19 protein-coding genes are annotated in these 22,549 nt (G+C 56.2%); 8 read left to right on the forward strand and 11 right to left on the reverse strand.

Annotated features, from left to right (window positions below):
* Positions 1 to 29 precede the first annotated feature (29 nt).
* The 11 genes from cutC to AB5Z05_RS15760 all read right to left on the reverse strand — a co-directional run bounded on the left by cutC (position 30) and on the right by AB5Z05_RS15760 (position 11,527).
* A complete protein-coding gene (gene cutC, locus AB5Z05_RS15710) occupies positions 30 to 3,416 on the reverse strand; it encodes a choline trimethylamine-lyase (RefSeq protein WP_323895783.1) in 3,387 nt (1,128 codons plus the stop codon).
* Positions 3,417 to 3,441: 25 nt separating this feature from the next.
* Positions 3,442 to 4,596, reverse strand: a complete 1,155-nt coding sequence (locus AB5Z05_RS15715) for a 1-propanol dehydrogenase PduQ (RefSeq protein WP_069526649.1) — start codon at positions 4,594 to 4,596, stop codon at positions 3,442 to 3,444.
* Positions 4,597 to 4,611: 15 nt separating this feature from the next.
* A complete protein-coding gene (locus AB5Z05_RS15720) occupies positions 4,612 to 4,869 on the reverse strand; it encodes a EutN/CcmL family microcompartment protein (protein ID WP_042056263.1) in 258 nt (85 codons plus the stop codon).
* Between the two features lie 26 nt (positions 4,870 to 4,895).
* On the reverse strand, positions 4,896 to 6,482 hold the full coding sequence (locus AB5Z05_RS15725) for an acetaldehyde dehydrogenase (acetylating) (RefSeq protein WP_368152142.1): 1,587 nt from the start codon (positions 6,480 to 6,482) through the stop codon (positions 4,896 to 4,898).
* A gap of 53 nt (positions 6,483 to 6,535) precedes the next feature.
* Positions 6,536 to 6,814, reverse strand: coding sequence for a BMC domain-containing protein (locus AB5Z05_RS15730; protein ID WP_002442217.1), 279 nt, complete (start codon positions 6,812 to 6,814; stop codon positions 6,536 to 6,538).
* 14 nt (positions 6,815 to 6,828) lie between these two features.
* The gene (locus AB5Z05_RS15735; RefSeq protein WP_042056260.1) at positions 6,829 to 7,113 is read right to left on the reverse strand and encodes a BMC domain-containing protein; all 285 of its coding nucleotides are present in this window, start codon (positions 7,111 to 7,113) and stop codon (positions 6,829 to 6,831) included.
* A 16-nt stretch (positions 7,114 to 7,129) separates the two neighbouring features.
* The gene (locus tag AB5Z05_RS15740) at positions 7,130 to 7,408 is read right to left on the reverse strand and encodes a BMC domain-containing protein (protein ID WP_010634659.1); all 279 of its coding nucleotides are present in this window, start codon (positions 7,406 to 7,408) and stop codon (positions 7,130 to 7,132) included.
* A 722-nt stretch (positions 7,409 to 8,130) separates the two neighbouring features.
* Positions 8,131 to 8,646, reverse strand: coding sequence for a FidL-like protein (locus AB5Z05_RS15745; RefSeq protein ID WP_368152143.1), 516 nt, complete (start codon positions 8,644 to 8,646; stop codon positions 8,131 to 8,133).
* Positions 8,646 to 9,455, reverse strand: coding sequence for a transcriptional regulator (locus AB5Z05_RS15750; RefSeq protein ID WP_042056257.1), 810 nt, complete (start codon positions 9,453 to 9,455; stop codon positions 8,646 to 8,648). Before AB5Z05_RS15750 ends, AB5Z05_RS15745 begins: the two co-directional genes overlap by 1 nt.
* 21 nt (positions 9,456 to 9,476) lie before the next feature.
* Positions 9,477 to 10,049, reverse strand: coding sequence for a TetR/AcrR family transcriptional regulator (locus AB5Z05_RS15755; protein ID WP_042056255.1), 573 nt, complete (start codon positions 10,047 to 10,049; stop codon positions 9,477 to 9,479).
* Between the two features lie 680 nt (positions 10,050 to 10,729).
* On the reverse strand, positions 10,730 to 11,527 hold the full coding sequence (locus AB5Z05_RS15760) for a DeoR family transcriptional regulator (RefSeq protein WP_368152145.1): 798 nt from the start codon (positions 11,525 to 11,527) through the stop codon (positions 10,730 to 10,732).
* A gap of 253 nt (positions 11,528 to 11,780) precedes the next feature.
* Here AB5Z05_RS15760 and ltnD point away from each other — a divergent pair, with 253 nt between their 5' ends.
* The 8 genes from ltnD to AB5Z05_RS15800 all read left to right on the forward strand — a co-directional run bounded on the left by ltnD (position 11,781) and on the right by AB5Z05_RS15800 (position 22,396).
* A complete protein-coding gene (ltnD, locus tag AB5Z05_RS15765; protein WP_069526645.1) occupies positions 11,781 to 12,689 on the forward strand; it encodes an L-threonate dehydrogenase in 909 nt (302 codons plus the stop codon).
* Positions 12,686 to 13,936 carry a 3-oxo-tetronate kinase gene (otnK, locus tag AB5Z05_RS15770; protein WP_368152146.1) on the forward strand — a complete coding sequence of 417 codons (1,251 nt, stop codon included), beginning with the start codon at positions 12,686 to 12,688 and terminating at the stop codon, positions 13,934 to 13,936. Before ltnD ends, otnK begins: the two co-directional genes overlap by 4 nt.
* Positions 13,929 to 14,561: an aldolase gene (locus AB5Z05_RS15775; protein ID WP_042056247.1), complete on the forward strand. Its 633-nt coding sequence runs from the start codon at positions 13,929 to 13,931 to the stop codon at positions 14,559 to 14,561. The genes otnK and AB5Z05_RS15775 overlap by 8 nt, the downstream gene beginning before the upstream one ends.
* On the forward strand, positions 14,558 to 15,331 hold the full coding sequence (otnI, locus tag AB5Z05_RS15780; RefSeq protein WP_368152147.1) for a 2-oxo-tetronate isomerase: 774 nt from the start codon (positions 14,558 to 14,560) through the stop codon (positions 15,329 to 15,331). Before AB5Z05_RS15775 ends, otnI begins: the two co-directional genes overlap by 4 nt.
* Before the next feature lie 35 nt (positions 15,332 to 15,366).
* Entirely contained in the window at positions 15,367 to 16,314 is a 948-nt protein-coding gene (denD, locus tag AB5Z05_RS15785) for a D-erythronate dehydrogenase (RefSeq protein WP_069526641.1), read from the forward strand.
* Positions 16,311 to 17,813: a GntP family permease gene (locus AB5Z05_RS15790; RefSeq protein ID WP_368152149.1), complete on the forward strand. Its 1,503-nt coding sequence runs from the start codon at positions 16,311 to 16,313 to the stop codon at positions 17,811 to 17,813. The genes denD and AB5Z05_RS15790 overlap by 4 nt, the downstream gene beginning before the upstream one ends.
* Positions 17,814 to 18,047: 234 nt before the next feature.
* Positions 18,048 to 18,986 (forward strand): restriction endonuclease, encoded by a 939-nt coding sequence (locus AB5Z05_RS15795; protein WP_368152150.1) that lies wholly within the window; start codon positions 18,048 to 18,050, stop codon positions 18,984 to 18,986.
* Positions 18,987 to 18,991: 5 nt separating this feature from the next.
* On the forward strand, positions 18,992 to 22,396 hold the full coding sequence (locus AB5Z05_RS15800; RefSeq protein WP_368152152.1) for a DEAD/DEAH box helicase family protein: 3,405 nt from the start codon (positions 18,992 to 18,994) through the stop codon (positions 22,394 to 22,396).
* Positions 22,397 to 22,549: the final 153 nt, after the last annotated feature.

Here is a 22,549-nt window from a genome sequence, read left to right on the forward strand (position 1 = left end):
TTAAGAAATATCTGTTATCAATATGTCGGTCAGAACTTCTCAATCACGGTACGGCTGATGATTTCATCCTGTACTTCTTTGCACAGCTCGACGAAATAGGCACTGTAGCCCGCGACGCGTACGATGAGATCTCGGTACTTTTCCGGTTCCAGTTGTGCTTTTTTCAGTACTTCGTTGTCGACGTAGCTGAACTGCATCTGGCCGTTGCCGAGGATTGAGGCTGTACGCAGCAAGGTGATGAGACCATGCCGACCTTCTTGGGTATCCAGCAACCCCTTGAGGAACTTGAAGTTATGCACCATTCCGATGTTCATGGTCTCCACGTTCATTTTGCTCACAGACTTGATAACAGCGGTAGGACCTTGTTTATCTGCCCCTTGGGTAGGACTAATTCCGTCAGAAAGCGGCATCCATGCCAAGCGGCCGTTTGGCGTAGCGTTGGTCAGCTGACCAATTGGCGTGTTGTTGGAGATGGATAGGGTGCCGTGACTCATTCTGGAGTAGAGCATTTTGTACTTGCGACACTCCTTCTCCGTCCACTCGGTAATATCCAGCGCATACTGGTCGACGTAGTTGTCGTCATTGCCGTACTTGGGGGCATTAAGACAGTCGCGGAGCAATGCTTCATACCCTTCGAAGTTGGCTAGCAACGCATCGCGGATTTGTTCCAGAGTGTATTTCTTCTCCTCGAATACCAGCTTTCTGATGGCAGCCATGGAGTCGACATAAGTTGCAAGGCCAGAAAAGATGAGTCCGGGTCCATAGTTGACCATTGCACCACCAGCAGAGACATCTTTTCCGCTCTCCATACACCCCTCCACCATCAATGACATCAATGGTTTCGGCGCCACATCGCGGTGAACACGCTGACTTATCACAGTCCCGATCGCTGACATACGTACGATATGGGCAATCTGCTGTTTTACCGCAGCATCGAACTGCTCAAATGTCCTCAAATCACGCAGATCGCCAGTATCCAGCCCTTGTTCGCTGTCGAACAACACCATACGTCCACGGTTGAGTACGAACTCGATGGCGATCGGCCATTGGGTGTAACCTGTGGAGGTCCACTGGTAGATCCGGCCTGACTTTTGCGGTTCGACACAACCCATCAGGCAGTAATCGCGAGCATCCTCAAAATCGAATCCCTTACGTAACATCATCTTGATGTGGGAGTCATCGAAGTGGCAGGCAGGGAAACCCATCCCTGCTTTCACGACATCGACGATTTTCTCCATATATTTCTGCGGTGACTGGTTGTGAATGCGGCATGCCAGCGATGGTTGGTATACCTTCACGAACCGCACGGCATCCATGATGAGGTAGGTCAGATCGTTGCAGGCATCGCCACCGATGCGTTTCTGGCCACCTACGGTCAGGTTGATGAAGGGCTGATAGCCAGCGAAGTATTTCGCCCCTAGCTCACTCGACATCCACATCAGCTCGGCACACTTGATGATAAAGGCTTGTATCATCTCGAGCGCGCTTTCATGTGTTAGGCGTCCCTCGCGGATATCCGCTTCGAACATGGGGTAGCAGTACTGGTCGACCCGACCGAGCGACAGGCCTGTCTGGTTTTCTTCGATCTCGAACAGTGACTCCACCGTCCAGATGCTCTGCAGCGCTTCTTGCAGGGTCTTCGGTGGATTGGCTGGTACATTCTCGTTAACCTCGGCGATAGTCAGCAACTCTGCGCGGCGCTGGGCATTCTGCTCTTTGGCAGCCAGCTCACGGGCGTGAGCCGCGATGCGGCGGGCGTAGTTGATAACCCCTTCACAGGTTTCGACTGCTGCCTTGTAGAAATAGATGCGGTCGATATCTTCCGGGTTTTCCATGCTCAGCTGATCAAGATGAGCCAGTGCGTCAGCCTTGATGCCATTCATTCCCTTAGTAAACAACAGTACGTCATAGCCAGGGCAGGTATCGCCACCACCGTTGATCTGGTGGTAGGAGAGGTCGCTGACATAGGTTTCGCCACTAAATGCCCAGACGCCAGCCTCACGGTATTGGGCTTCCATGACCTCATCCAATGAGCGCCCCTGCCAGAACGGCACAATCTCTTCGCGGATAGTTTTCTTGTCCGCTTCGCTGATTTCAAAGGGATCTTGCGGGCGTGTGCTCATTGTATCGAGTTCGTCATGAACCCAGCGCCAGGCAATGTCCGGTGAAAAGGCGCCAGCACGTGGCTTACCACACGGATGGCCGACGATCAGTTCGTCATCCTGAATAAGGATGGGGCCTGTTTCACAGGCATGACGGAATGCCTTAGCACGCAGCAAGATGGTCGGCATCCCTGGGTTTGCTTTGACAACTTCGGTAACGGCGAGCGCACGGTAGATGGAGACGCTAGGACGCATCGTGAGATAGTTATTCCGTAGACGTTGCATTCGCGGCGTCAACCCCTCCATCACTGGCATATCGGCACTGGCGGCGAATGGGACTGCAGAGACGTGCTGCACTCCGCGAAAGAGGCGTACCGGCAGTTTGAGGGTGCTCAGGTTTTGTTGGGCGCAGAGGAACATCTCGGAGAGCGGGTTGATGCTCGCCTGCTCCAGGCTGGCGCCGTGTAGTAGGGCATCAAACATGGGGTAGCCGTCGAGGGCGCAGGTGGCGCGCACTTCACTCAGCTCTGCCAGCTTGAACCAGAGGCACTCGACGATTTCGTACGCCTGTTGTTCGGTGAGAGCGCCGTTGGTGATATCGCGCTGAAAGTAGGGCAACAGCGCTTTGTCGGCACCTTCCGGGTTAACCGCATAGCTGCCGTTATCGAGCTGGAGCGCCAGCTGGAACAGGTAGAAAGATTGACAAGCCTCTTTGAAGTTGCGTGCCGGGTGTGCCGGTACATGGTGCAAAATGGCGGCGCTGTCGCGCAGCTCGGCCTGGCGGAACGGGTTGGTTTCTGCGGCGGCCAAGGTTTCGGCGCTGTTGGCCAGGTTTTGTGCTAGTGCCATCAGGGCATCGCAGGCGTAGATGGCTGCTCGGCAGCCGTTGACTTCGTCCATGCCGCTGCGGCTGACGGCACTGCCCAGCGCGCGGGTTTTTTCTTCCAGCTGCAGCTTGATGGCGAGCACGCCCTTCTCCACTACCAGCTTGTAGTCGGGGGAGTCGATGGCGTTGTTCAGATTCAGAAACTGAAAGGTAGACGGACGCTGCCCAGCACTTTCATCGTGAAATATGGCGCCGTGGGGGGTACGGGTCTGGTTGCCGACAATCAGTTCGTCGGCACTGATAGTCAGCGGCAGTTGGCGCATCAGTTCGTAAAAACGGCGTGCCGGTTTGACTGCGGCGGGAATGCCCGCAATGTCACCGTCCAGCCTGCTCAGAATCGTTGCGTGTTCGCTGCACAAGGTGCTGCTGTGCGCTAATAAACGTTCAGCCAGCACGTTTACGCGCGGTGTTAAGCTGTAGTGTGCCATGAGGTAAGTTCTCCTGTTCTTGTTCTTAGTGGCTGGGGGCTGTGTTGCCACGCCATGCCTTACGATAGAGTTCGGTTAATGCCCACTCATCCGGTGTGCGCGGGTTGGTTGGGGTACAGTTGTCGCGCAGCGCCTGACTGACCATCTCCGACAGCCGCAAGTCGAAATCGGCAGCGAGGAGGCCGGTATCGCCAATGCTGGCTGGCATCTTCATCTCGTCTTTGAGTGCCTGGATGGCCACCAGCAGGCTGTTTACCCCCTCGCGCGGCGTATTGGCTGGCAGGTCCAGCAGGTGGGCCAGGCGAGCATATTTGTGGGCTGCCGGGGTATCACACTGCCCCTCATAGTCGGCGTTCCATGCCACGACCTGCGCCATCAGGAGCGCGTTGGCTCGTCCGTGCGGGACGCGGAACACGCCGCCGAGGGCATGAGCCAGGCTGTGGGTGATGCCGAGCGAGGCGTTAGTGAAGGCCATGCCAGCCATACATGAGGCGTTGTGCATCTTCTCCCGTGCCAGCAGATCGTGACCGTTGCGCCAGCAAGCGGGCAGGTAGCGAAAGACCTGTTGCACCACCTTCTCCGCCAATGCGTCGGAAAAATCGCTGGCCGCCCGGGAGACATAGGCCTCCAGCGCATGGCACAGCACGTCCATCCCGGTGTCGGCGGTGATGGCTGGCGGTACCGATGCAACCAGCGAGGGATCGAGAATGGCGATATCCGGCAGCAATGACGGGTCGACCAGCACCAGCTTCTCGCTGCGGGCCTTGACCACCGAGAAGCTGGTCACTTCCGAACCGGTGCCGCTGGTAGTCGGGATGGCCACGAAGCAGGGGCGCTCGCGCCCCAGATTCGGGCGAGTTTGCGCCAGAGCGAACATGACCGCTTTGGCTGCATCAATCACCGAACCGCCACCCAGGGCGATCACCAGATCCGGATAGCAGCTGTCCATGAGTTTCATGCCGCGCACGACCGTGGTGATGTCCGGATCAGCCACAACATCGTCCCAGAGCTGGAATGCGATGCCGCGTTGGCGCAGGATCTGCGTCACCCGGTCGGCCAGGCCAACTTGCACCATCACCTGATCGGTGACCAGCAGCGCCTGGCGGGCCGGCTGTTCGGCTAGGGCAGACAATGCATCCTGACCGAAGCGGATCCGGGGTTTCAGCAAAAATTCACTCATTGGGTCATTTACTCCTCAAGCGTCCCGAAACACCTTCTCGACAATGGCGACTACCGACATGGCCTTGTAGCGGTCTCTGTTGAGCGCGAGGTACTCCTCGGCCAGAACGATGTCGTGCATGCCTGCGCCGACACTATCGATGGCGACCCAAGAGCGGTCCTTCATCGGTTGTTGCTGATCGTCCAGCTGGGTGATCAACAGCAGGTTGCTGCCGCGCAGCTCATCGCACTTCTGCGTGGCGACGACATGTCCGGTTACCTTTGCGAGAATCATGGTTTTTATCGCCTTATCTCAATGGGTTACTTGCCAAGACGCTCAAGCACCTGACGGATGACCCGCTCCACGTTCTGCTCGCTGATCTCGCCGCCGACCTCGGCGGTGGCGCCGGCAAAGCGGTTGTCGGCGCTGTGGCAGGTTGGCGTCTGGGCACTGAAGCGAGCATCGTCTAGGATGCTGCAGTGCTGGGGCGCTGCCGGGGCGGAGCTTGCGGGCTGCACCGCAACCGGTTGGATGGGGGCGCGCAGCTCTTCGATGGTGCGTACGCCGTAACCCACCTTGCGGATGTTGAGCAGGTTCATCGGGCCGACGTTGTCGGAGCTGGAGCCTCCGCCAACGGCTCCGCAGCCGAGGGTCAGTGCTGGCGTGAGGTTGGTAGTGGCCCCAATGCCACCGAGGGCGGCTGGGGTGTTGATCAGGATTCGGTGAACCGGTTTTTCTAGGCTGAACTGGCGGATCACATCCTGGTTGCGGGTATGGATCACCAGGGTGTGGCCAAGGCCTTCGTTGGTCAGCAGCTCAACCACCCGATGACAGGCGGCTCTCCACTCCTCTTCCACGTAGAGGCCGAGCACCGGGCACAGCTTTTCACGGGAGTAGGGGTTACTGTGGGAGACGGTGGTCTGCTCGGCCACCAGCACGCGGGTGCTGGGGGGGACGCTGAAACCGGCCAGCTGGCTGAGATGGAGCGCCGTCTTACCCACTACTTTCGGGTTGATGGTGCCGTTCGGGCGCAGCAGCAGAGCGGCCATCTTGGCGGCTTCGTCTTCATTCATGAAGTAGGCGCCCTGGGCCACCAGCTCGCGATGAACCTCGTCGTAGATGCAGCGTTCGACGATGATCGACTGTTCGGAGGCACAGATCACGCCGTTGTCGAAGGTCTTGCTGGTGATGATGTCCTTCACCGCCTGGTGAATGTCGGCGCTGCGCTCGATAAAGGCCGGGCCGTTGCCCGGGCCGCCACTGATGGTCGGGGTGCCGGAGGCATAGGCTGCGCGCACCATGCCTTCGCCACCGGTTGCCAGGATCAGCGACACATCCTTGCTGTGCATCAACTCGGAGGTTGCCTCCAGGGTCAGCTGGGTGACACCATCCACGATGCCCGCCGGGGCACCGGCGGCTTCGGCGGCGCGCTTGACGATTTCAATGGCTTTCCAGCTGCACTGGCGTGCGCCCGGGTGCGGTGAGAAGATGATGGCATTGCCCGCCTTGAGGGCGATCAGAGTTTTGTAGAAGATGGTGGAAGTCGGGTTGGTGGAGGGTACCAGCGCACATATCACGCCCAGCGGCACGCCCACGTCCATCACTTTTTTCACCTGATCGTCATGAATGATCCCGACGGTCTTCATCTCTTTGATGGCATCGTAAACGTGTAGCGAAGCGAACCGGTTTTTCAACACCTTGTCCTGCCAGTTGCCAAAGCCTGTTTCTTCTGCGGCCATTTTTGCCAGCGTTTCGGCATGGCGCGCGGCTTCTTCGGCCACGTTCTTCACGATGGCGTCGATTTTCTGCTGCGAAAAGGTGGCCATAATCACCTGTGCCTGCTTGGCGTTGCGCACCAGTTCTCTCGCGTTCTGGCGGGAGAGCAAATCGGTATCGAGTTCAATCATGAATCTATCCTTCATCAGACTAAAAAAGTGCGGGCGGGGCGTGCCCTCTCAGGTTATGCCTTGTGCTGCGCCGCGATTTTTTCGATGTCGTTGTGCGGGCGGGCGATGACGCGAGAGGTAACCACTTCGCCAATGCGTTTCGCCGCTTCCACACCGGAATCAACCGCCGCATTAACCGCGCCGACGTCGCCTTTCACCATGGCGGTGACCAGGCCTGAGCCGACGTTCTCATAGCCGATCAGCTCGACGTTGGCGGCCTTGCACATGGCATCAGCCGCTTCAATGCAGGCCACCAGACCTTTGGTCTCAATCAGACCAAGTGCTTCTTTCATCATGTTCTCTCCCGTTATTCGGAAATTTTGTAGTGGGCGACAATCTTACTGATGTCGTTGTGCGGACGGGCGATGACCAGCGAGGTCACCACTTCACCGATGCGCTGTGCGGATTCCACGCCGGAGTCCACCGCGGCTTTCACGGCCCCCACGTCGCCTTTCACCATGGCGGTGACCAGACCAGAGCCGACGTTCTCATAGCCGATCAGCTCGACGTTGGCGGCTTTGCACATGGCATCCGCCGCTTCAATGCAGGCCACCAGGCCCTTGGTTTCAATCAAACCCAATGCATCACCCATTTGCGATCTCCCGGCCTCAAGCCTTGTGTTTAATGACGATTTTGTTGATGTCGTTGTGCGGACGGGCGATGACCAGCGAGGTCACCACTTCACCGATGCGCTGTGCCGACTCCACGCCGGAATCCACCGCCGCTTTCACTGCGCCGACATCCCCCTTCACCATGACAGTGACCAGGCCGGAGCCGATGTTTTCATAGCTGATCAGCTCCACGTTGGCGGATTTGCACATGGCATCCGCGGCTTCAATGCAAGCCACCAGACCTTTGGTTTCGATAAGCCCCAATGCATCACCCATGGTGATCTCCTCAGAACAGATATGTGTGGTGTGGTTAAGGAACTCCGTCCGTGTCACGGCGTTGAGCCACGGTTGCGGTGTTCAATCGCCACTATAGGTACTGGCGGTATTTGTGGAATTTGAATCTGTAAAAATGAAATATTTAGTTTGTTGTTCTGAATTTATTGTTTTTATAAGCCGCATTTATCTATTTATGCTGCGGCCACGAGACTGTTTTATGCCTTGCATAAGGCCGAATTCAGGCCCGGGAAAAGATCGTTGGCTGATGTTAATGGGTTGTTGTGTGATGGGGGCCGAGAGGTAATTTGGCCGGCAGCTAACTGTGGCGGAGCTCATGTTTTGCCGGCGACGCTAAATGTAAAAAGTGAGCCGGGTGTGACGGGAAGGAGAGATAAAGGTAGTGACGGCGGGCCAGACGGGGGAGGTTGCATTGAGAGCGGGCGCGAGTCATGTGGATGCCGGCGTGAGGGGGGATGGTACGGGCTGGAAAAGTAGCGGGAACCGGTCCTGCCTGGTGATGCGCAAGGGGCGTCTTGTCGGCACGGATGTGTAGTCGGGGGAAGGGGTGGCCGGCAGTCACCACGGCACTGCCTTTAGGGCAAACAGGCGGACAGGTCGCATTGGGGTGGCGTCATAGGGGCTTGCGCGGGTCAGCTTGTGGGGCAGGGCGATATGTGCGCGTCGTCGACGCTTGGGTCGGGATTGCCGCCGTATTGCCGGAACTAGTTCAGTTTGCTGCCGGATTTGAGGGTGCAGATCCAGAGCGGCGAGTTGATGGAGCTCAGCAGTATGGCCTGCTTATTGAGCCGCTGGGCACTCAGAAACAGCCCATCGTGACTGTCGGACATCTCGCGCATGAAGTAGTCGAAGATCACGTCCGGCGACTGATCGATGGAGGAGGCGCTCGCTTCCCATTTGTTGATGCGGTATTGACGCTCGGTGGAGGAGACCCGGTTGCTGCTGTAGGTAAACGTGACGTAGCGCTGGAGGTAGAGCCAGCCTGCGGCCGAATCGGTATAGCCTTCAACCACCATGGAGCCTTTCCCCTGGCGGCCGAAATTGAAGTGGATGTTGCCGTTGACGTTCTCTTTGTTCATGTCCTCAAAGCGCATGATGCCTTTGGTGGCGCAGCTCATGATGCCATCATTTTCGGTCGGCAGCTGGTAGCAGGCATAGAGTGCCGCAGCGAGGAACAGGGTGCAGGAGAAGAGAAAAAAGGGACGCGGCGCAAGTCTCATCACGGCTTCCAGGAGTAGTAGAAATAGTTGTCGCAGTAGCTGAACGGGTTGTCTTCGTGCATGGCGCAGTGGGCCAGAAATACCCGGCCCAGGCCGTTGGTTTCCAGTCTGTCCCCGTAGAAAAACAAAAAACGCTCGCCGGGTTTGCAACTGATGTTCAAACGCTGGCGCACCTGCTCGAAATGCTTACCGTAGGTCGTGGCGCTGACCGATCGCAGCATCTCGTCGCTGGCCAGCAATTCGCACTGGTTATTGGGGATCTGTGTCATTGAAAGGGGGCGGGGCTCACGGTCATTCAACAGACCGAATGCCACCAGTAGTAGGGCAAAAACGAGCATGCAGCCACCAGCGATATACCAGCATATTCCTCGTGAGTGTGGAGTGAGGGGAAGTTGCCACTCTGCAGGCTCAATTACCGGTTCGGCGGTTGCCACCATGGCTGGCGGGGTCGCTATTTCATTGGGTGGCGCGGGAGCATCATCGATAGGTTCAATTATGACGTCTGGATTCAGCTGCAAATAACCGCGCGATACCGTGATGATGATATTGTCTATATCGTACTGGCGAAAAGCCTTGCGCAATATGCTCAGGTATTGGTTGAGATTGCTGTTCGATGAAGTTAATCCGTTATCATCCCAGACTTTTTTAAGCACCTCGTCTCGGCTCACGATCCCTGTATTTCGTAAGAAAAAATAAAAAAGCGCATTGGCGGTAATGGATAATTGACTGTCCGGCTCAACACTTTCCCGCTGAGTCAAGGAACCATCTGTCGCATCATAAATGAAGCGGGCATTGATGAAGTAGCGCATCTCGGCCTCAATCCATGTGCTTTATATGGGGAGCGTCATATTATGCAAAGTTTCAACCAGCGCCTGACGGTGCGTTGCAATCATGGTGCGCCCTTCGGTTAACTCCGATAGCCAAATACCGTCCGCGGCATAACGTACCAGCGTACCAGTATGGCTATTGTCCAACTCATCACCTTGCTCTAGATGTGCCTGCATCCAGTCACGCCAACATTTTCGCAACACTGGTTCATCCGGCATGGCCAATGAAAGTACCATTAACTGGCGACTCTCCTGGGTGTCCGTTAATTCAGGGGCAGAAAGATAGTGCAGGTAAGCACGAGTAAAACGGCCATATTCAGTCTTGTCAGCAGCCATCAGTGCTGAGATAGCCTCTTCCATAATTGCCAGTAGACGAGCAAAGAGAGCAAAGATCAGTGATTGCTTATTAGGGAAATGGTGTAGTAATCCACCTTTGCTTACACCGGCTTCAGTGGCTACGGCATTCAAAGACAGAGCTGCGATGCCGTCTCGAGCAGCGATTGTGGCTGCTGACTCCAGCAGTTGTTCCTGCAAACGGACAGGATCTTTTTTACGGTGTGCTGTTTCCATGTTCATTACTGAATCATACCGACCAGACGGTATGATTTTGTTTGATCGCTATCAACTCAGAAGATGTGTTCCAAGACGAGATGCCATTCTTGTGTATTAGGTCACATTTACCCATGTGCCTTGAGGCCAGCTATCAGCTCACAAGTCCAGATAATGATTAGCGACTGCGGTAGGGCAGATTGCCAGGTAAGGGGAAGTCGATGAGGGCCTATGTGCTGGATGAAAGAGTATTGGGTGATGAAGGAGATGACGTAGGGGGTGAATAACCCCAGTGAGCAGGAACCAAGGGCCACGGGTATGCCATTTCGGCGTTGTTAATGAAAGAAGCAAAAATGGTGGCTACAGTGGCTACAAAAAGGGGCTGTAGCCACCCAGTAAGAGGCGTGTAGCCACCTGTAGCCACCACTTTTTTGAGTAGTGGCTACACGGCAAACACAGCAATGGCGTGGTCTAGAAGGGAGTTGTAGCCGCGTAGCCACTGTAGCCACCGATTTTTCATATATACAATGCAATCAGTCGATCGAGATCACACGTTTGTCGTTGGAGGCGCATTACTGGGCAAGAAGATGTGAGTCACTTTGATGACTGGGCCTGTATAGGATGATGAGTCAAATGACGACAACCAGTAAGCAATGGCCTAACGAGAGTTCCTCTTGTTTCCTGCTGCTTTTTAAGTGTGGTCTTTATCATTTGATTAATGTGGCAGGCCCCGAATCATGTAGTTCAACCGTGGTCAGCTTAACTCCGTGGGAGAGAAGGAGTTCTTCTGCTGCCAAGGGTAAATTCTTATCAGTGATAACTTGGTCGATCACCTCCCAGCTAGCTACATTAAATGTCCCCACTTTGCCATATTTTGATGAGTCGCAAACGAGAACCCTCTTGGCTGCAGCATCTATTACTGCACGCTTAACAGGCACTTTCTGTTCACTTGGTGTAGAGATGCCTGTTGCATCCCATGAGGAGGTTGAGAGGAAAGCAATATCAAGATGCAGGTTTCGCAAAAAATGAGCAGTGGCTTCACCGGCACAAGACTGATTGTCACGGACTACTAATCCACCTGTGTGATATAGACGATTGCACATTCCAAACTCAATCAGATAGCCGCATACCATGAAATCATTGGTCACAATCATCAGGTCATCACGCGAGGCCAGCAGACGAGCGAGCTCAAGGGAAGTGGTACCTGCATCGAGATAGACAGAACTTCCATGCTCGATAAGTTCAACAGCCGCGTGTGCTATCGCGACTTTAGCATCTTGCATTAACGTTCGTTTGTCCGCATGAGAGGGCTCGCTTCGAATACGCTGAGTCAGACTTACTCCACCAGAAACAGACAGAACCCTGCCTTGTTCCTCAAGCTTCTGAATATCCCGCCTTACGGTCATATGGGAGACCTGAAGCCACTCAGTGAGCTCCGTAATACTAACTGCCCCACGTTCTGCCAGTAGATGCAGAATTCGTTGCTGCCGCTCTATCGGGATCATGGATATCTCCAGTTCAAAATACTGGAGCCATCTTAGCCCAGGTGAATGGGAAAAAATGGTAAAAACTCTTAAAAAGCATCAGGAATCACATTTATTCACAATGAGAATCGATGTTTAGTGAGATGGAAATCCTACAAACTTGATTAATCACAAATATTAACATCAAAAAGTTAATTTATGTGATCGGTGGTTGATATTTGATCACCTCAAGCCCCTATCATGGCCTCATCCGTAGTTATTGAGGAACTAACAGATGAGCAAACCATATCACGTTGCCGTCATAGGCCTAGGTGCCATGGGTATGGGTGCAGCTCGCTCCTGCCTGCGGGCCGGGCTTGTCACCTATGGCATTGACCTTTGCGAGAACGCTCGAGAGCAACTGCAGGCCGCCGGGGCTGCTGCTGTTATGGCCGACGCCCGCCCCTTAGCAGAGACGTTGGACGCAGTCCTACTGCTAGTGGTCAACGCAACCCAAGTACGCAGAATCCTGTTTGGCGAGAACGGTTTGGCCGCTCATCTCAAACAGGGAACGGGCGTAATGATTTCCTCCACTATCTCAGCAGATGAGGCTGCCACTTTTGCTCGCGAGTTGGCAGGGTTCGGACTATTGATGCTGGACGCCCCAGTCTCAGGCGGTGCAATTAAAGCCGACGCGGGTGAGATGACAGTAATGGCTGCTGGTGCCGACGCTGCCTTTGCACACTTGCGGCCGGTTCTCGATGCTGTGGCTGGAAAGGTCTACCGGATCGGCAGCGAGCCAGGACAAGGCAGCACAGTCAAGATTATCCACCAGTTGCTGGCAGGTGTGCACATTGCGGTCGCCGCCGAGGCCATGGCACTCGCAAGCCGTGCCGGCGTTTCACTGGACCTTATGTATGACGTTGTGACCCATTCTGCCGGTAATTCCTGGATGTTCGAAAACCGCATGACCAGGGTACTGACCGGTGACTATCAGGCTCGCTCGGCAGTCGACATCTTCGTCAAGGACCTCAATCTGGTTGCTGATACAGCCAAGGCGCTGAACTTCCCGCTGCCGCTGGCTAGCACTGCTCTCAATATGTTCCTCACGGCTAGCAATGCCGGTCATGGAAAGGAAGACGACAGCGCTGTCATCAAGATCTTCAACGGGATAATCCTGCCGGAACAGGAGGGCGCAGCATGAAACTTGGTGTTATTGCAGACGATTTTACCGGCGCAACCGATATCGCAGGTTTTCTAGTGGAAAACGGCCTCGCCACAATCCAGTTCTCCGGTATCCCTGCAGCGGTGGACCTGACGGGAGTTGATGCTGTGGTGATAAGCCTCAAGAGCCGTTCCTGCCCGACTGACGAGGCGGTGCGCGATACCTTGGCTGCCCTAGACTGGCTCAAGGCACTCGGTTGTCCACGCATCTACCAGAAATATTGCTCTACCTTCGACAGCACGGCAGCCGGCAATATCGGTCCGGTCACTGACGCTCTGCTGGGGGCGTTGGAAAGCAGGTTCACGCTTATCTGCCCAGCGCTGCCGGTAAACGGGCGTACCGTCTATCAAGGAAATCTCTTTGTTGGTGCCCAGCCGCTCGCTGAGTCTGGTATGCGACACCACCCCATCACTCCTATGACAGACAGTAATTTGCTGCGACTGATGGAGGCACAGGCCGCGGGGCGTACCGGACTGGTGCCGTTCGCCATCATCGAGCGGGGCCCTCGTGCCATTACTGACGCTTTTGAACAACTTAAACAAGATGGTGTCCGTTACGCCGTGGTAGATACCCTTACCGAGCAGCATTTGTTGGACATTGCTGAGGCCGCTATCGATATGCCGTTGGTCACTGGTGGCTCCGGACTCGCCATCGGTTTGGCCCGGTTGCTCGGCAGCGGTAATCTGGCCGCTGCCCGTGAGGCAGGACGGCCAGTCGGTACCCGCGCAGTTGTGCTGTCGGGCTCCTGCTCCGAAATGACCAACCGCCAGGTCGCACACTATCGAGCTGTTGCGCCGGCACTGGCTCTTGATGTGGCTGCTTGCCTGACACAAGCAGACTATCCGGCCATGCTGGCCCGTTGGGTCCTGAACCAACCGGTTTCTCCTGCCCCTATGATCCACGCTACGACCAGTCCGAACGCGCTAGCTGTCATTCAGGAACGCCATGGCCGTGACGCGGCAAGTAAAGCGGTGGAGCAATGCTTTGCACAAGTGGCCGTGCTGCTGAAAGAGGCCGGCGTGGATAACTTCATCATCGCTGGCGGCGAAACCTCAAGCCGCATTACCCAGGCATTGGGCATCGCAGCTTTCCACATAGGCCCCCAGATTGCTCCCGGCGTGCCATGGGTTCGAGCTACCGACGCACCGCTTTCACTGGCGCTTAAATCGGGCAACTTTGGTGACGACACCTTCTTCAGCCGGGCACAGGAGTTTTTCCATGACTGAACAGGCTCTGCGCAACACCATGGTGATGCTGGGCGCATCTCTTTTCGAACGGGGTTATGCCACAGGCGGTGCTGGCAATCTCTCGGCCAAACTACCGGATGGCACGTTGCTTGCTACCCCAACCGGCTCCAGCCTTGGCAGGCTCGATCCGACTCGTCTCTCAACCGTGAGCATGAGCGGTGAACACCTCGGGGGGGACCGCCCTTCCAAGGAGGTGGCTTTCCACCTCGCTATCTACCACAACAATCCGGACTGTCAGGCAGTGGTACATCTGCACTGCACCCATCTAACCGCCCTCTCTTGTCTAGAGGGGTTGGATCCGACCAATGTGATACGTCCCTTTACCCCTTATTACGTGATGCGAGTTGGCCAGCTGCCGCTCATTCCCTACTACAAGCCTGGGGATGTACGCATAGCTGAGGAACTTGGTCGCCGTGCTCCTGATGGCAACGCCTTCCTGCTGGCTAACCATGGCCCCGTGGTCACTGGCAAGGATCTGGTCGAGGCGGTCAACAACATGGAGGAACTGGAAGAGACGGCTCGCCTGGCCCTGCTGCTGCAAGGCAGGCAGATCCGCTATCTGAACGAACCAGAAATCAAGGAATTAAGGAGTCTGAAACCATGAGCAAATTTGCCGCCAATCTCACCATGCTGTTTACCGAGTTACCGTTTCTGGAACGTTTCGCTGCGGCCCGTGAGGCTGGCTTCGAAGCGGTGGAGTTCCTGTTCCCCTACGAGTGGCCAGCCGTCGAGCTCGCCTGCCAGTTACAGCAGTTCGGCTTGACGCAAGCGCTGTTCAACATGCCGCCGGGAAACTGGGCGATGGGGGAGCGCGGCATGGCTGCCATCCCCGGCAGGGAAGCCGAGTTTCGCAGCCACCTATCAACAGTGCGTGACTACGCCCTGACGCTTGGATGTCGCAAGGTACACGCCATGAGCGGCATCGTAGATCCGGCCCACAGCTTTGCCGCCCATCGCCAGACCTTGGTAGAAAACATCCGCTTCGCCGCCGACTTTTTGGCAGAAGACGGCATCAAGGTGCTGCTGGAGCCGCTGAACGATCGCGACGTGCCAGGCTACTTTCTGGCTCACCAGCTCTATGCATTGGCGCTAGTAGAGGAGATAGACAGACCGAACGTAGGGGTACAGCTTGACCTCTATCACGCCCAGATCATGGACGGGGATCTGACCCGTCTCATCGGCAAGCTGGGCTCGGCTATTGGCCACGTCCAGATCGCCTCAGTGCCGGATCGCCACGAGCCGGACGAAGGGGAAATCGCCTACCCGCACCTGTTCAAGGTACTGGAGGCGGTGGGCTACCACGACTGGATCGGCTGTGAATACAACCCCAGAGGCAATACCCGGCAAGGACTGACCTGGCTGACAAAGCAATAACTACCCTACACACGAATGAGTCTGAGGATAACGATATGCAGATAATTATCACCGGAGGCGGCGGCTTTTTGGGACAAAAGCTGGCTCGTGCCCTGTTGCAGAGTACAGTCTCTTTCAGCGAGTTACTGTTGGTAGACATTCAGGAGCCACAGCGCCTGCCCGATCCACGCGTACGCTGCCTACAGGCAGACCTGACTACCCCAGGGGTGGCCGAATCTCTGATATGCGAACGCACTGCCATTGTCTATCACCTTGCCGCCATCGTTAGCAGCCACGCCGAGCAGGATTTTGATCTCGGCTGGAAGGTCAACTTGGACACCACCCGCAGCCTGCTGGAGGCATGCCGTCATGCCCATCCTAGCATCCGCTTTGTATTCACCAGCTCGCTGGCTGTCTATGGCGGTCCACTGCCTGAGATTGTGGACGACAGCACCGCGCTTACCCCGACTTCTTCTTATGGCGCGCAGAAGGCGATGGGGGAATTACTGGTCAACGATTACAGCCGCAAAGGTTATGTGGATGGGCTGGTTCTGCGGCTACCCACTATCTGCGTACGACCAGGCAAGCCGAATCGCGCCGCCTCATCATTTGTCAGCAGCATTATCCGCGAGCCTCTGCAAGGGGAGAGCGCCATCTGCCCGGTGAGCCCCGAGCTTCGTCTTTGGCTCTCAAGCCCCGCCACTGTAGTTGATAACTTCTTGCGGGCAGCCAGGCTTACCGCCACTGGCGATTTCCGCAGCATCAACTTGCCCGGCATCAGCGTTACCGTGGGCGAGATGATGGAAGCTCTCGCTCGAACGGGTGGTCAGGCTGCGCTGGAACGGGTGCAGTTTGCTGCCGATCCTGCCATCGAGCGCATCGTCGCCAGTTGGCCTGGACAGATTGACAACAGCCGGGCATTGGCATCCGGCTTCATGGCAGACAGGACGTTTGCTGAGATCATTGACAGCTTTATAGCCCATGACCTGCAGGAGGCATTATGAGCACCATTCCTACCCCTATCATTGGCCTTATCATTGCGGTTTTCGTATTGGTGTTTCTGGTTATCCGCACTCGGGTACATGCCCTGATTGCCATGTTGGCGGCGGCCTGTATCGCCGGGATCACCGGAGGCATGAGCATCGACAAGACCCTCACCGTCATCACCCAGGGCTTTGGCTCCACCCTTGGCAGCATTGGTATCGTCATTGGCCTCGGTGTCATGATGGGCCGCCTGTTGGAAGTGTCGGGAGCAGCAGAGCAGATCGCTTATAGCTTCATCAAATGGCTCGGCAAACGTCGCGAGGAGTGGGCACTAGCCATTACCGGTTACATAGTCAGCATTCCTATCTTTGTCGATTCCGCCTTCGTCATCCTATACCCGGTTGCCAAGGCGCTGGCGAAAAGCGGCAAGCGTTCCCTGCTCACCCTGGGAGTTGCACTTGCTGGTGGCCTGGTAGTGACCCACCACACCGTGCCGCCAACACCGGGCCCACTCGGTGTTGCCGGTCTGTTTGACGTGGATATTGGCGCCATGCTTTTGATGGGCATGGCCCTGGCCATCCCCTGCGTGATAGGCATCGTCTTCTACGCTCAGTGGCTAGACCGCAAGTACCCCGAGTTTTCTCAGCAGGCGGAAAAAACGCCGGATGAGTTGCAGGTCACCTACGAACAGTATCTCAAGGAGAAGGAGGGCAAGCCCTTGCCAAGCCTGACCTTGTCGCTGCTGCCGATCTTGGTGCCCATCGTGCTTATCTTCCTGAAGGCCATCTTCACCACGCTCGCCACCCTGGATGGAGTGAATGGTCTGATGGAGAACCCGTTGGTTCAGGGCGTCAACTTCATTGGCACACCGATAATCGCACTCGCTATCAGTGTGCTGCTGGCGGTCTATACCTTGGTGCCGCACATGGATAAGCACGCCACCGCTGAGCGCCTTGAAGAGGGGTTGCAATCGGCCGGTATCATCCTGCTGGTGACCGGTGCCGGGGGGGCGTTGGGGGCAGTTCTACGCGACAGCGGCGCTGGCCAGCAGCTTGCCGAGCAGATCGCTTTGCTGCCAATCTCCCCAATCCTGATCCCCTTCATCGTGGCAACCTTGGTCCGCATCATCCAAGGTTCTGGCACAGTCGCCATGGTGACGGCCGCCTCCATTTCGGCACCAATCTTGGCGCAGATCCCCGGGGTCAACATGTTGCTGGCTGCCCAAGCTGCAACCATGGGCTCACTGTTCTTCGGTTACTTCAACGACAGCTTGTTCTGGGTGGTTAACCGTATGATGGGGGTATCCGACGTGAAGCAGCAAATGGTGGTCTGGTCTATTCCTACCACTATCGCCTGGGCTATCGGCGGTACTTGCGTAGCCCTGCTCAACCTGCTGTTTGGTTCCGGTGGCACCTGGCTTGATCCTGTTCTGCCATTACTGGTACTGGCGCTTATTATCTGGATTGTTCGTCGTCAACCTGTTCCGGTTCTCAGTGACACTGTGACGGAAAATAAATAGCGACTAGCTCACATAGCTACACCGACGTTCACTGAGAGAGCCGCACTAACAGAGCGGCTCTCTTTCTGTTCCTGGCACTGAAAAACCAACCAGCTCTGACTCATTGATTAAAATCTCAACGTTCGGTAGTCGCTCGTGTACTTTTTGAGACCTTTTGAGTCCTAATTCAAACAAATTGGCACGGTTTTATGGGATTATTACATCCCATGTCGTGTCGAACCCTGCTAATTCTCCATGAGTGACTCCATACCAAGCTATGAGCGCATGATGCCTGTGGTGCTCTCTGTACTGCAAAATGGCGAAAGCTTCCCATTGCGTCAGGTCTATCAGGCCGTCTGCGATCATTACGCTTTCACCCCTGAGCAATTGGCTCACTCCCTGCCGAGCGGGCGGCAAACCACGGTTCGCTCCCGGGTCGGCTGGGCCAAGACCTATCTGGTCAAGGCAGGGCTCATCGAGCAACCCAAGCGGGGCGTCTGCCTTATTACCGAACGGGGTAAGGCTGCTTTGGCATCGGGTCAGAACATCGATAACCACTATCTGGCTCAGTTCAAGGAGTTCGTGACCTTTACTCTGGCGTCCAGTGAAAGCACAGGTAAGTTGACACAAGGCACAACCGATGCCGCGGACGAGCCACATAACGTGCAAGCCAGCACACCACAAGAGCAGATTGAGCAGGCTCTGGTTGCCATCAATCAGTCTCTTGCCGATGACCTGCTGACCGAAATCCTGGGCCTTTCCCCTCGTTTTTTTGAACAACTGGTGGTCGATCTGATGGTGGCCATGGGCTATGGCGGCAGCCAGCAGGATGCGGCCCGCACCACTCGCTACAGCAGCGATGGCGGGATCGACGGCATCATCAAGGAAGACCGGCTGGGGCTCGACTCCATCTACCTGCAGGCCAAGCGCTACACCGATAAAACAGTTGGGCGTCCCGAGATCCAGTCTTTCGCGGGGGCACTGGATCTGCACAAGGCCCGCAAGGGGGTCTTTATCACAACCTCCAGCTTTAGCCGTGAGGCACGGGAGTATGTCGGACTGATTGAGAAGCGCATCGTGCTGATCGACGGCGCCCGACTCGCAGCCCTGATGATCGAATACAGCGTCGGTGTCACCACTCGCCAAACCCTCACCATCAAGACCCTGGATTCGGATTACTTTCTGGAAGATTGACGACCATGCCAAACAAGTCACTGAACTTCGAAATGCTGCGCCGCAAATGGCCCGAAATAGCCGATCTGGGGGCGATGGCGGAGAGATATGTCTACAACGACCCGGAGACCTCACTGGTAAAACTGCGCAACATGGTCGAGTTGATCGTGCGTTGGATTTACCGGGAAGAGCGTTTGCCCCAAGGCTATCGACCCAACCTGTTCGATCTCATCAAGGACGATGTATTTGTCGACCTGATGCCAAAGCCCATTCACGGGAAACTCGATATCCTGCGCCAATACGGCAACAAAGCCGCTCACGGCGAGAAGTGCGAGCAGAAGCACTCGGTCTGGCTGCTCAAAGAGGGGTGGCTGATCGCCGCCTGGCTCTATATCCGCTACGACAACGGCAATCAGCAGGAATGTGGCAGTTTCACCCAGCCAGCGCAGCAACCCGTTGAAATTACAACGGATGCGTTGAAGAAAAAGGCGCATGAGCTAGAAAAAGCCTGTGCCGCCCTCAAGGCTGCCGAAGAGCGTGAGATCGCTATTCTGCGTGACCTGCAGCAAGCCAAAGAGCAGGCCGACGAGCTCAAAGCTCGCCTAGAACAATCCCGTCTGAAGAACCAGCAAGCGGTCAGCCTGCTCGACATGAACGAGGCCGAGACTCGCCGCCGCCTTATCGATGCCCGCCTGCTCGATGCCAACTGGGATATCTCGGATGATGGCAGCGATACCGAACAAGTCAGTCAGGAAGAAGCCACCCTCAAGCAGCCCACCAAGACAGGTAAGGGGCGCGCTGACTATGTGTTGTGGGATGACAACCACCAGCCGCTGGCGGTGATTGAAGCGAAAAGCACTCAGGTCGATGCCGAAGCAGGACGCCAACAAGCCAAGCTCTATGCCGACTGGCTGGAGGAGAAATACGGTCAGCGCCCGGTCATCTTCTACACCAATGGCTACGACATCTTTATCTGGGATGATCATCCCTCTCATGGCTATCCACCACGCCGCCTGTTCGGCTTCTACAGCAAGGCGAGCCTGCAACACCTGATCCAGCAGCGCACCAGCAAAAAGGATCTGTTGCAAACCCCCATCGACACCAATATTGCCGGGGGCGGGACTCGCCTCTATCAGTTGGAATCCATTCGCCGCGTGGCGGAATCGTTCAGCAATAAAAAGCGCAGCGCCCTGATCGTGCAGGCCACCGGCACCGGCAAGACCCGCGTCTCCATCGCCCTGACCAAGTTGCTGCTCGATGCCCGCTGGGTGAAACGGGTGCTCTTTCTGTGCGACCGCAAGGAGCTGCGCAAACAGGCCCGCAACGCCTTCAACGAATTTATCAGCGACCCTCTCTGCGTAGTCGGTTCCAGTGACAAGGCGACCCAGCAGACCGCCCGCATCTTTATCGCCACCTATCCCGGCATGCTCAATATCATGGAGCAGTTCGATGTGGGCTATTTCGATCTCATCGTGGCCGATGAATCCCACCGCTCCATCTACAACGTCTACGGGGATCTGTTCAAATACTTCGACTGCCTGCAAGTGGGCCTGACCGCGACGCCAGTCGAGATGGTTAGCCGTTCCACCTGCCAGCTATTCGGTTGTGACTACAAGATGCCCACCGCCGAATACTCGCTGGAAAAGGCCATCGAAGATGATCATCTGGTGCCCTACGAGGTGGTGACTCACACCACCAAATTCCTGCGCGAGGGGATCAAACGCGACAACCTGACCGATGAGCAGATCGCTCAACTGGAAGATGACGGCATCGACCCCAACGAGCTCGATTTCGATGCCCAGAGTATCGACAAGGCCATCTACAACAAGCCGACCAATGCCGCCATCATGCGCAACTTGATGGAGAACGGCATCAAGGACAAGGATGGCCAGTTGCCGGGCAAGACCATCATCTTCGCCCGCAACCACCAGCACGCCCTCTTGCTGCAAGCCGTGTTCGATGAGCAATACCCCCAGTTTGCGGGTAAGTTCTGCCAGGTGATCGACAACTACGACCCCCGTGCCGAGCAGTTGATCGACGACTTCAAGGGCGATGGCAAAAACCACGACCTTACCATCGCCATCTCGGTGGATATGCTTGATACAGGCATAGACGTACCCGAAGTGGTCAATCTGGTCTTTGCCAAGCCGCTGCGATCCAAGGTGAAGTTCTGGCAGATGATCGGGCGCGGCACCCGCCTGTGCAAAGATCTGTTCGGGCCGGGCAAGCACAAGGAGAAGTTCCGCATCTTCGATCACTGGGGCGTGTTCGACTACTTCGAGCAGGAGCCCGAAGAGGTGGAGCCTGCGGTCAGCAAATCCCTCGCTCAGCAACGCTTCGAGGCCTGGTTGCAACTAGGGCGCAGCGCCTTGAAGAAATTTGACCGGGATGCGCTCGACAAGGTGACCCTGCTACTGCGCTCCCAACTCGATGCGCTGGATGACAGATCCATCTCGGTACAAGAGCACTGGAAAGAGAAGGCACGCTTGAGCGATCCCAAGGTGCTGCGGCAATTTTCACCGGCTACCCAGCAGGCGCTGCTCACCGAAATGGCCCCCTTGATGCAGTGGCTCGATGTACGCGGCCAAGGTGATGCTCTGCGCTTTGATATGGACATGATCGCCGCCCAGCAGGCGCTCTATGACAACCCGGAGCAGTTGATGCAGAGCTACCACAAGGTGGCGGAAAAGGTGGAACTGCTGCCGCCCCATTTGGCGCAGGTACAGCAACACGGCGAACTGATCAATCAGTTGCGCGAGCTGCTCTGGTGGCAGCAGGCTGATTTCGATCAGCTGGAACACGCTCGCATCACCCTGCGCGACATCATGCACTTGATGGAGAAAAACCCCACTCCTTCAAGCCCGCCGCTGGTCACCAACATCAAGGAAGACGAGGGGGAGTATCAGACCGGCCAGCGTAAGACCAATATCAAATCAGTGGATTTCAAACTCTACCGCAAGCAGGTACAGGGTGTGCTGGAACCCCTGTTTGACAGCAACCGGGTGCTGCAAAAGATCCGTCGTGGTCAGCCGGTTACCGACCAGGAACTGGACGAACTGCGCAAACTGGTGCTGGTGCAAAACCCCAACGTCGATATCAAGGTACTGACCGACTTCTATCCCGAAGCCAGTGCAGGGCTCGACAAGATCCTGCGTACCCTGGTGGGGATGGATGGAGAGGCGGTGGCCGCGCGTTTCACCGCCTTCGCCGCCGAACATCACCTCAGTGCGGTTCAGATGCGCTTCCTCGATCTGCTGAAAAACCATATCCGCACCTTTGGCACCATCGAGATGAAACAACTATTCGAGCAACCTTTCACCTCGGTCAACAGTCAGGGGGTGGCCGGGGTTTTCCCCGATATGGCACAAGTCATGGCCCTCAAGGCCATCGTCGACGGGTTTGCCGTCGAAACCGGAAAGGCGGTGCCCTAAAAAGCGGAAGGGGCATCAATGCCCATCCAGCCAAAAATCGCGGTACAATCGCGGCCATTCCAATCTGGCACTGATGGCCCGCCCTGTGCGGGCCGCTTATTCTAGTCTGTTGGCCGCCCACTGACGCGCCAGCAGCCTCTCAATCTTGTATGG

Origin of the sequence: Aeromonas sp. R2-4, assembly GCF_040908365.1 — a bacterium.
Taxonomy (GTDB): domain Bacteria; phylum Pseudomonadota; class Gammaproteobacteria; order Enterobacterales; family Aeromonadaceae; genus Aeromonas; species Aeromonas veronii.

Bases quoted from the DNA above. Each gene is read 5' to 3' on its own strand.
- cutC (WP_323895783.1), bottom strand. From the start codon at position 3,416: ATGGCACACTACAGCTTAACACCGCGCGTAAACGTGCTGGCTGAACGT.
- AB5Z05_RS15715 (WP_069526649.1), bottom strand. From the start codon at position 4,596: ATGAGTGAATTTTTGCTGAAACCCCGGATCCGCTTCGGTCAGGATGCA.
- AB5Z05_RS15720 (WP_042056263.1), bottom strand. From the start codon at position 4,869: ATGATTCTCGCAAAGGTAACCGGACATGTCGTCGCCACGCAGAAGTGC.
- AB5Z05_RS15725 (WP_368152142.1), bottom strand. From the start codon at position 6,482: ATGATTGAACTCGATACCGATTTGCTCTCCCGCCAGAACGCGAGAGAA.
- AB5Z05_RS15730 (WP_002442217.1), bottom strand. From the start codon at position 6,814: ATGAAAGAAGCACTTGGTCTGATTGAGACCAAAGGTCTGGTGGCCTGC.
- AB5Z05_RS15735 (WP_042056260.1), bottom strand. From the start codon at position 7,113: ATGGGTGATGCATTGGGTTTGATTGAAACCAAGGGCCTGGTGGCCTGC.
- AB5Z05_RS15740 (WP_010634659.1), bottom strand. From the start codon at position 7,408: ATGGGTGATGCATTGGGGCTTATCGAAACCAAAGGTCTGGTGGCTTGC.
- AB5Z05_RS15745 (WP_368152143.1), bottom strand. From the start codon at position 8,646: ATGAGACTTGCGCCGCGTCCCTTTTTTCTCTTCTCCTGCACCCTGTTC.
- AB5Z05_RS15750 (WP_042056257.1), bottom strand. From the start codon at position 9,455: ATGCGCTACTTCATCAATGCCCGCTTCATTTATGATGCGACAGATGGT.
- AB5Z05_RS15755 (WP_042056255.1), bottom strand. From the start codon at position 10,049: ATGAACATGGAAACAGCACACCGTAAAAAAGATCCTGTCCGTTTGCAG.
- AB5Z05_RS15760 (WP_368152145.1), bottom strand. From the start codon at position 11,527: ATGATCCCGATAGAGCGGCAGCAACGAATTCTGCATCTACTGGCAGAA.
- ltnD (WP_069526645.1), top strand. From the start codon at position 11,781: ATGAGCAAACCATATCACGTTGCCGTCATAGGCCTAGGTGCCATGGGT.
- otnK (WP_368152146.1), top strand. From the start codon at position 12,686: ATGAAACTTGGTGTTATTGCAGACGATTTTACCGGCGCAACCGATATC.
- AB5Z05_RS15775 (WP_042056247.1), top strand. From the start codon at position 13,929: ATGACTGAACAGGCTCTGCGCAACACCATGGTGATGCTGGGCGCATCT.
- otnI (WP_368152147.1), top strand. From the start codon at position 14,558: ATGAGCAAATTTGCCGCCAATCTCACCATGCTGTTTACCGAGTTACCG.
- denD (WP_069526641.1), top strand. From the start codon at position 15,367: ATGCAGATAATTATCACCGGAGGCGGCGGCTTTTTGGGACAAAAGCTG.
- AB5Z05_RS15790 (WP_368152149.1), top strand. From the start codon at position 16,311: ATGAGCACCATTCCTACCCCTATCATTGGCCTTATCATTGCGGTTTTC.
- AB5Z05_RS15795 (WP_368152150.1), top strand. From the start codon at position 18,048: ATGAGTGACTCCATACCAAGCTATGAGCGCATGATGCCTGTGGTGCTC.
- AB5Z05_RS15800 (WP_368152152.1), top strand. From the start codon at position 18,992: ATGCCAAACAAGTCACTGAACTTCGAAATGCTGCGCCGCAAATGGCCC.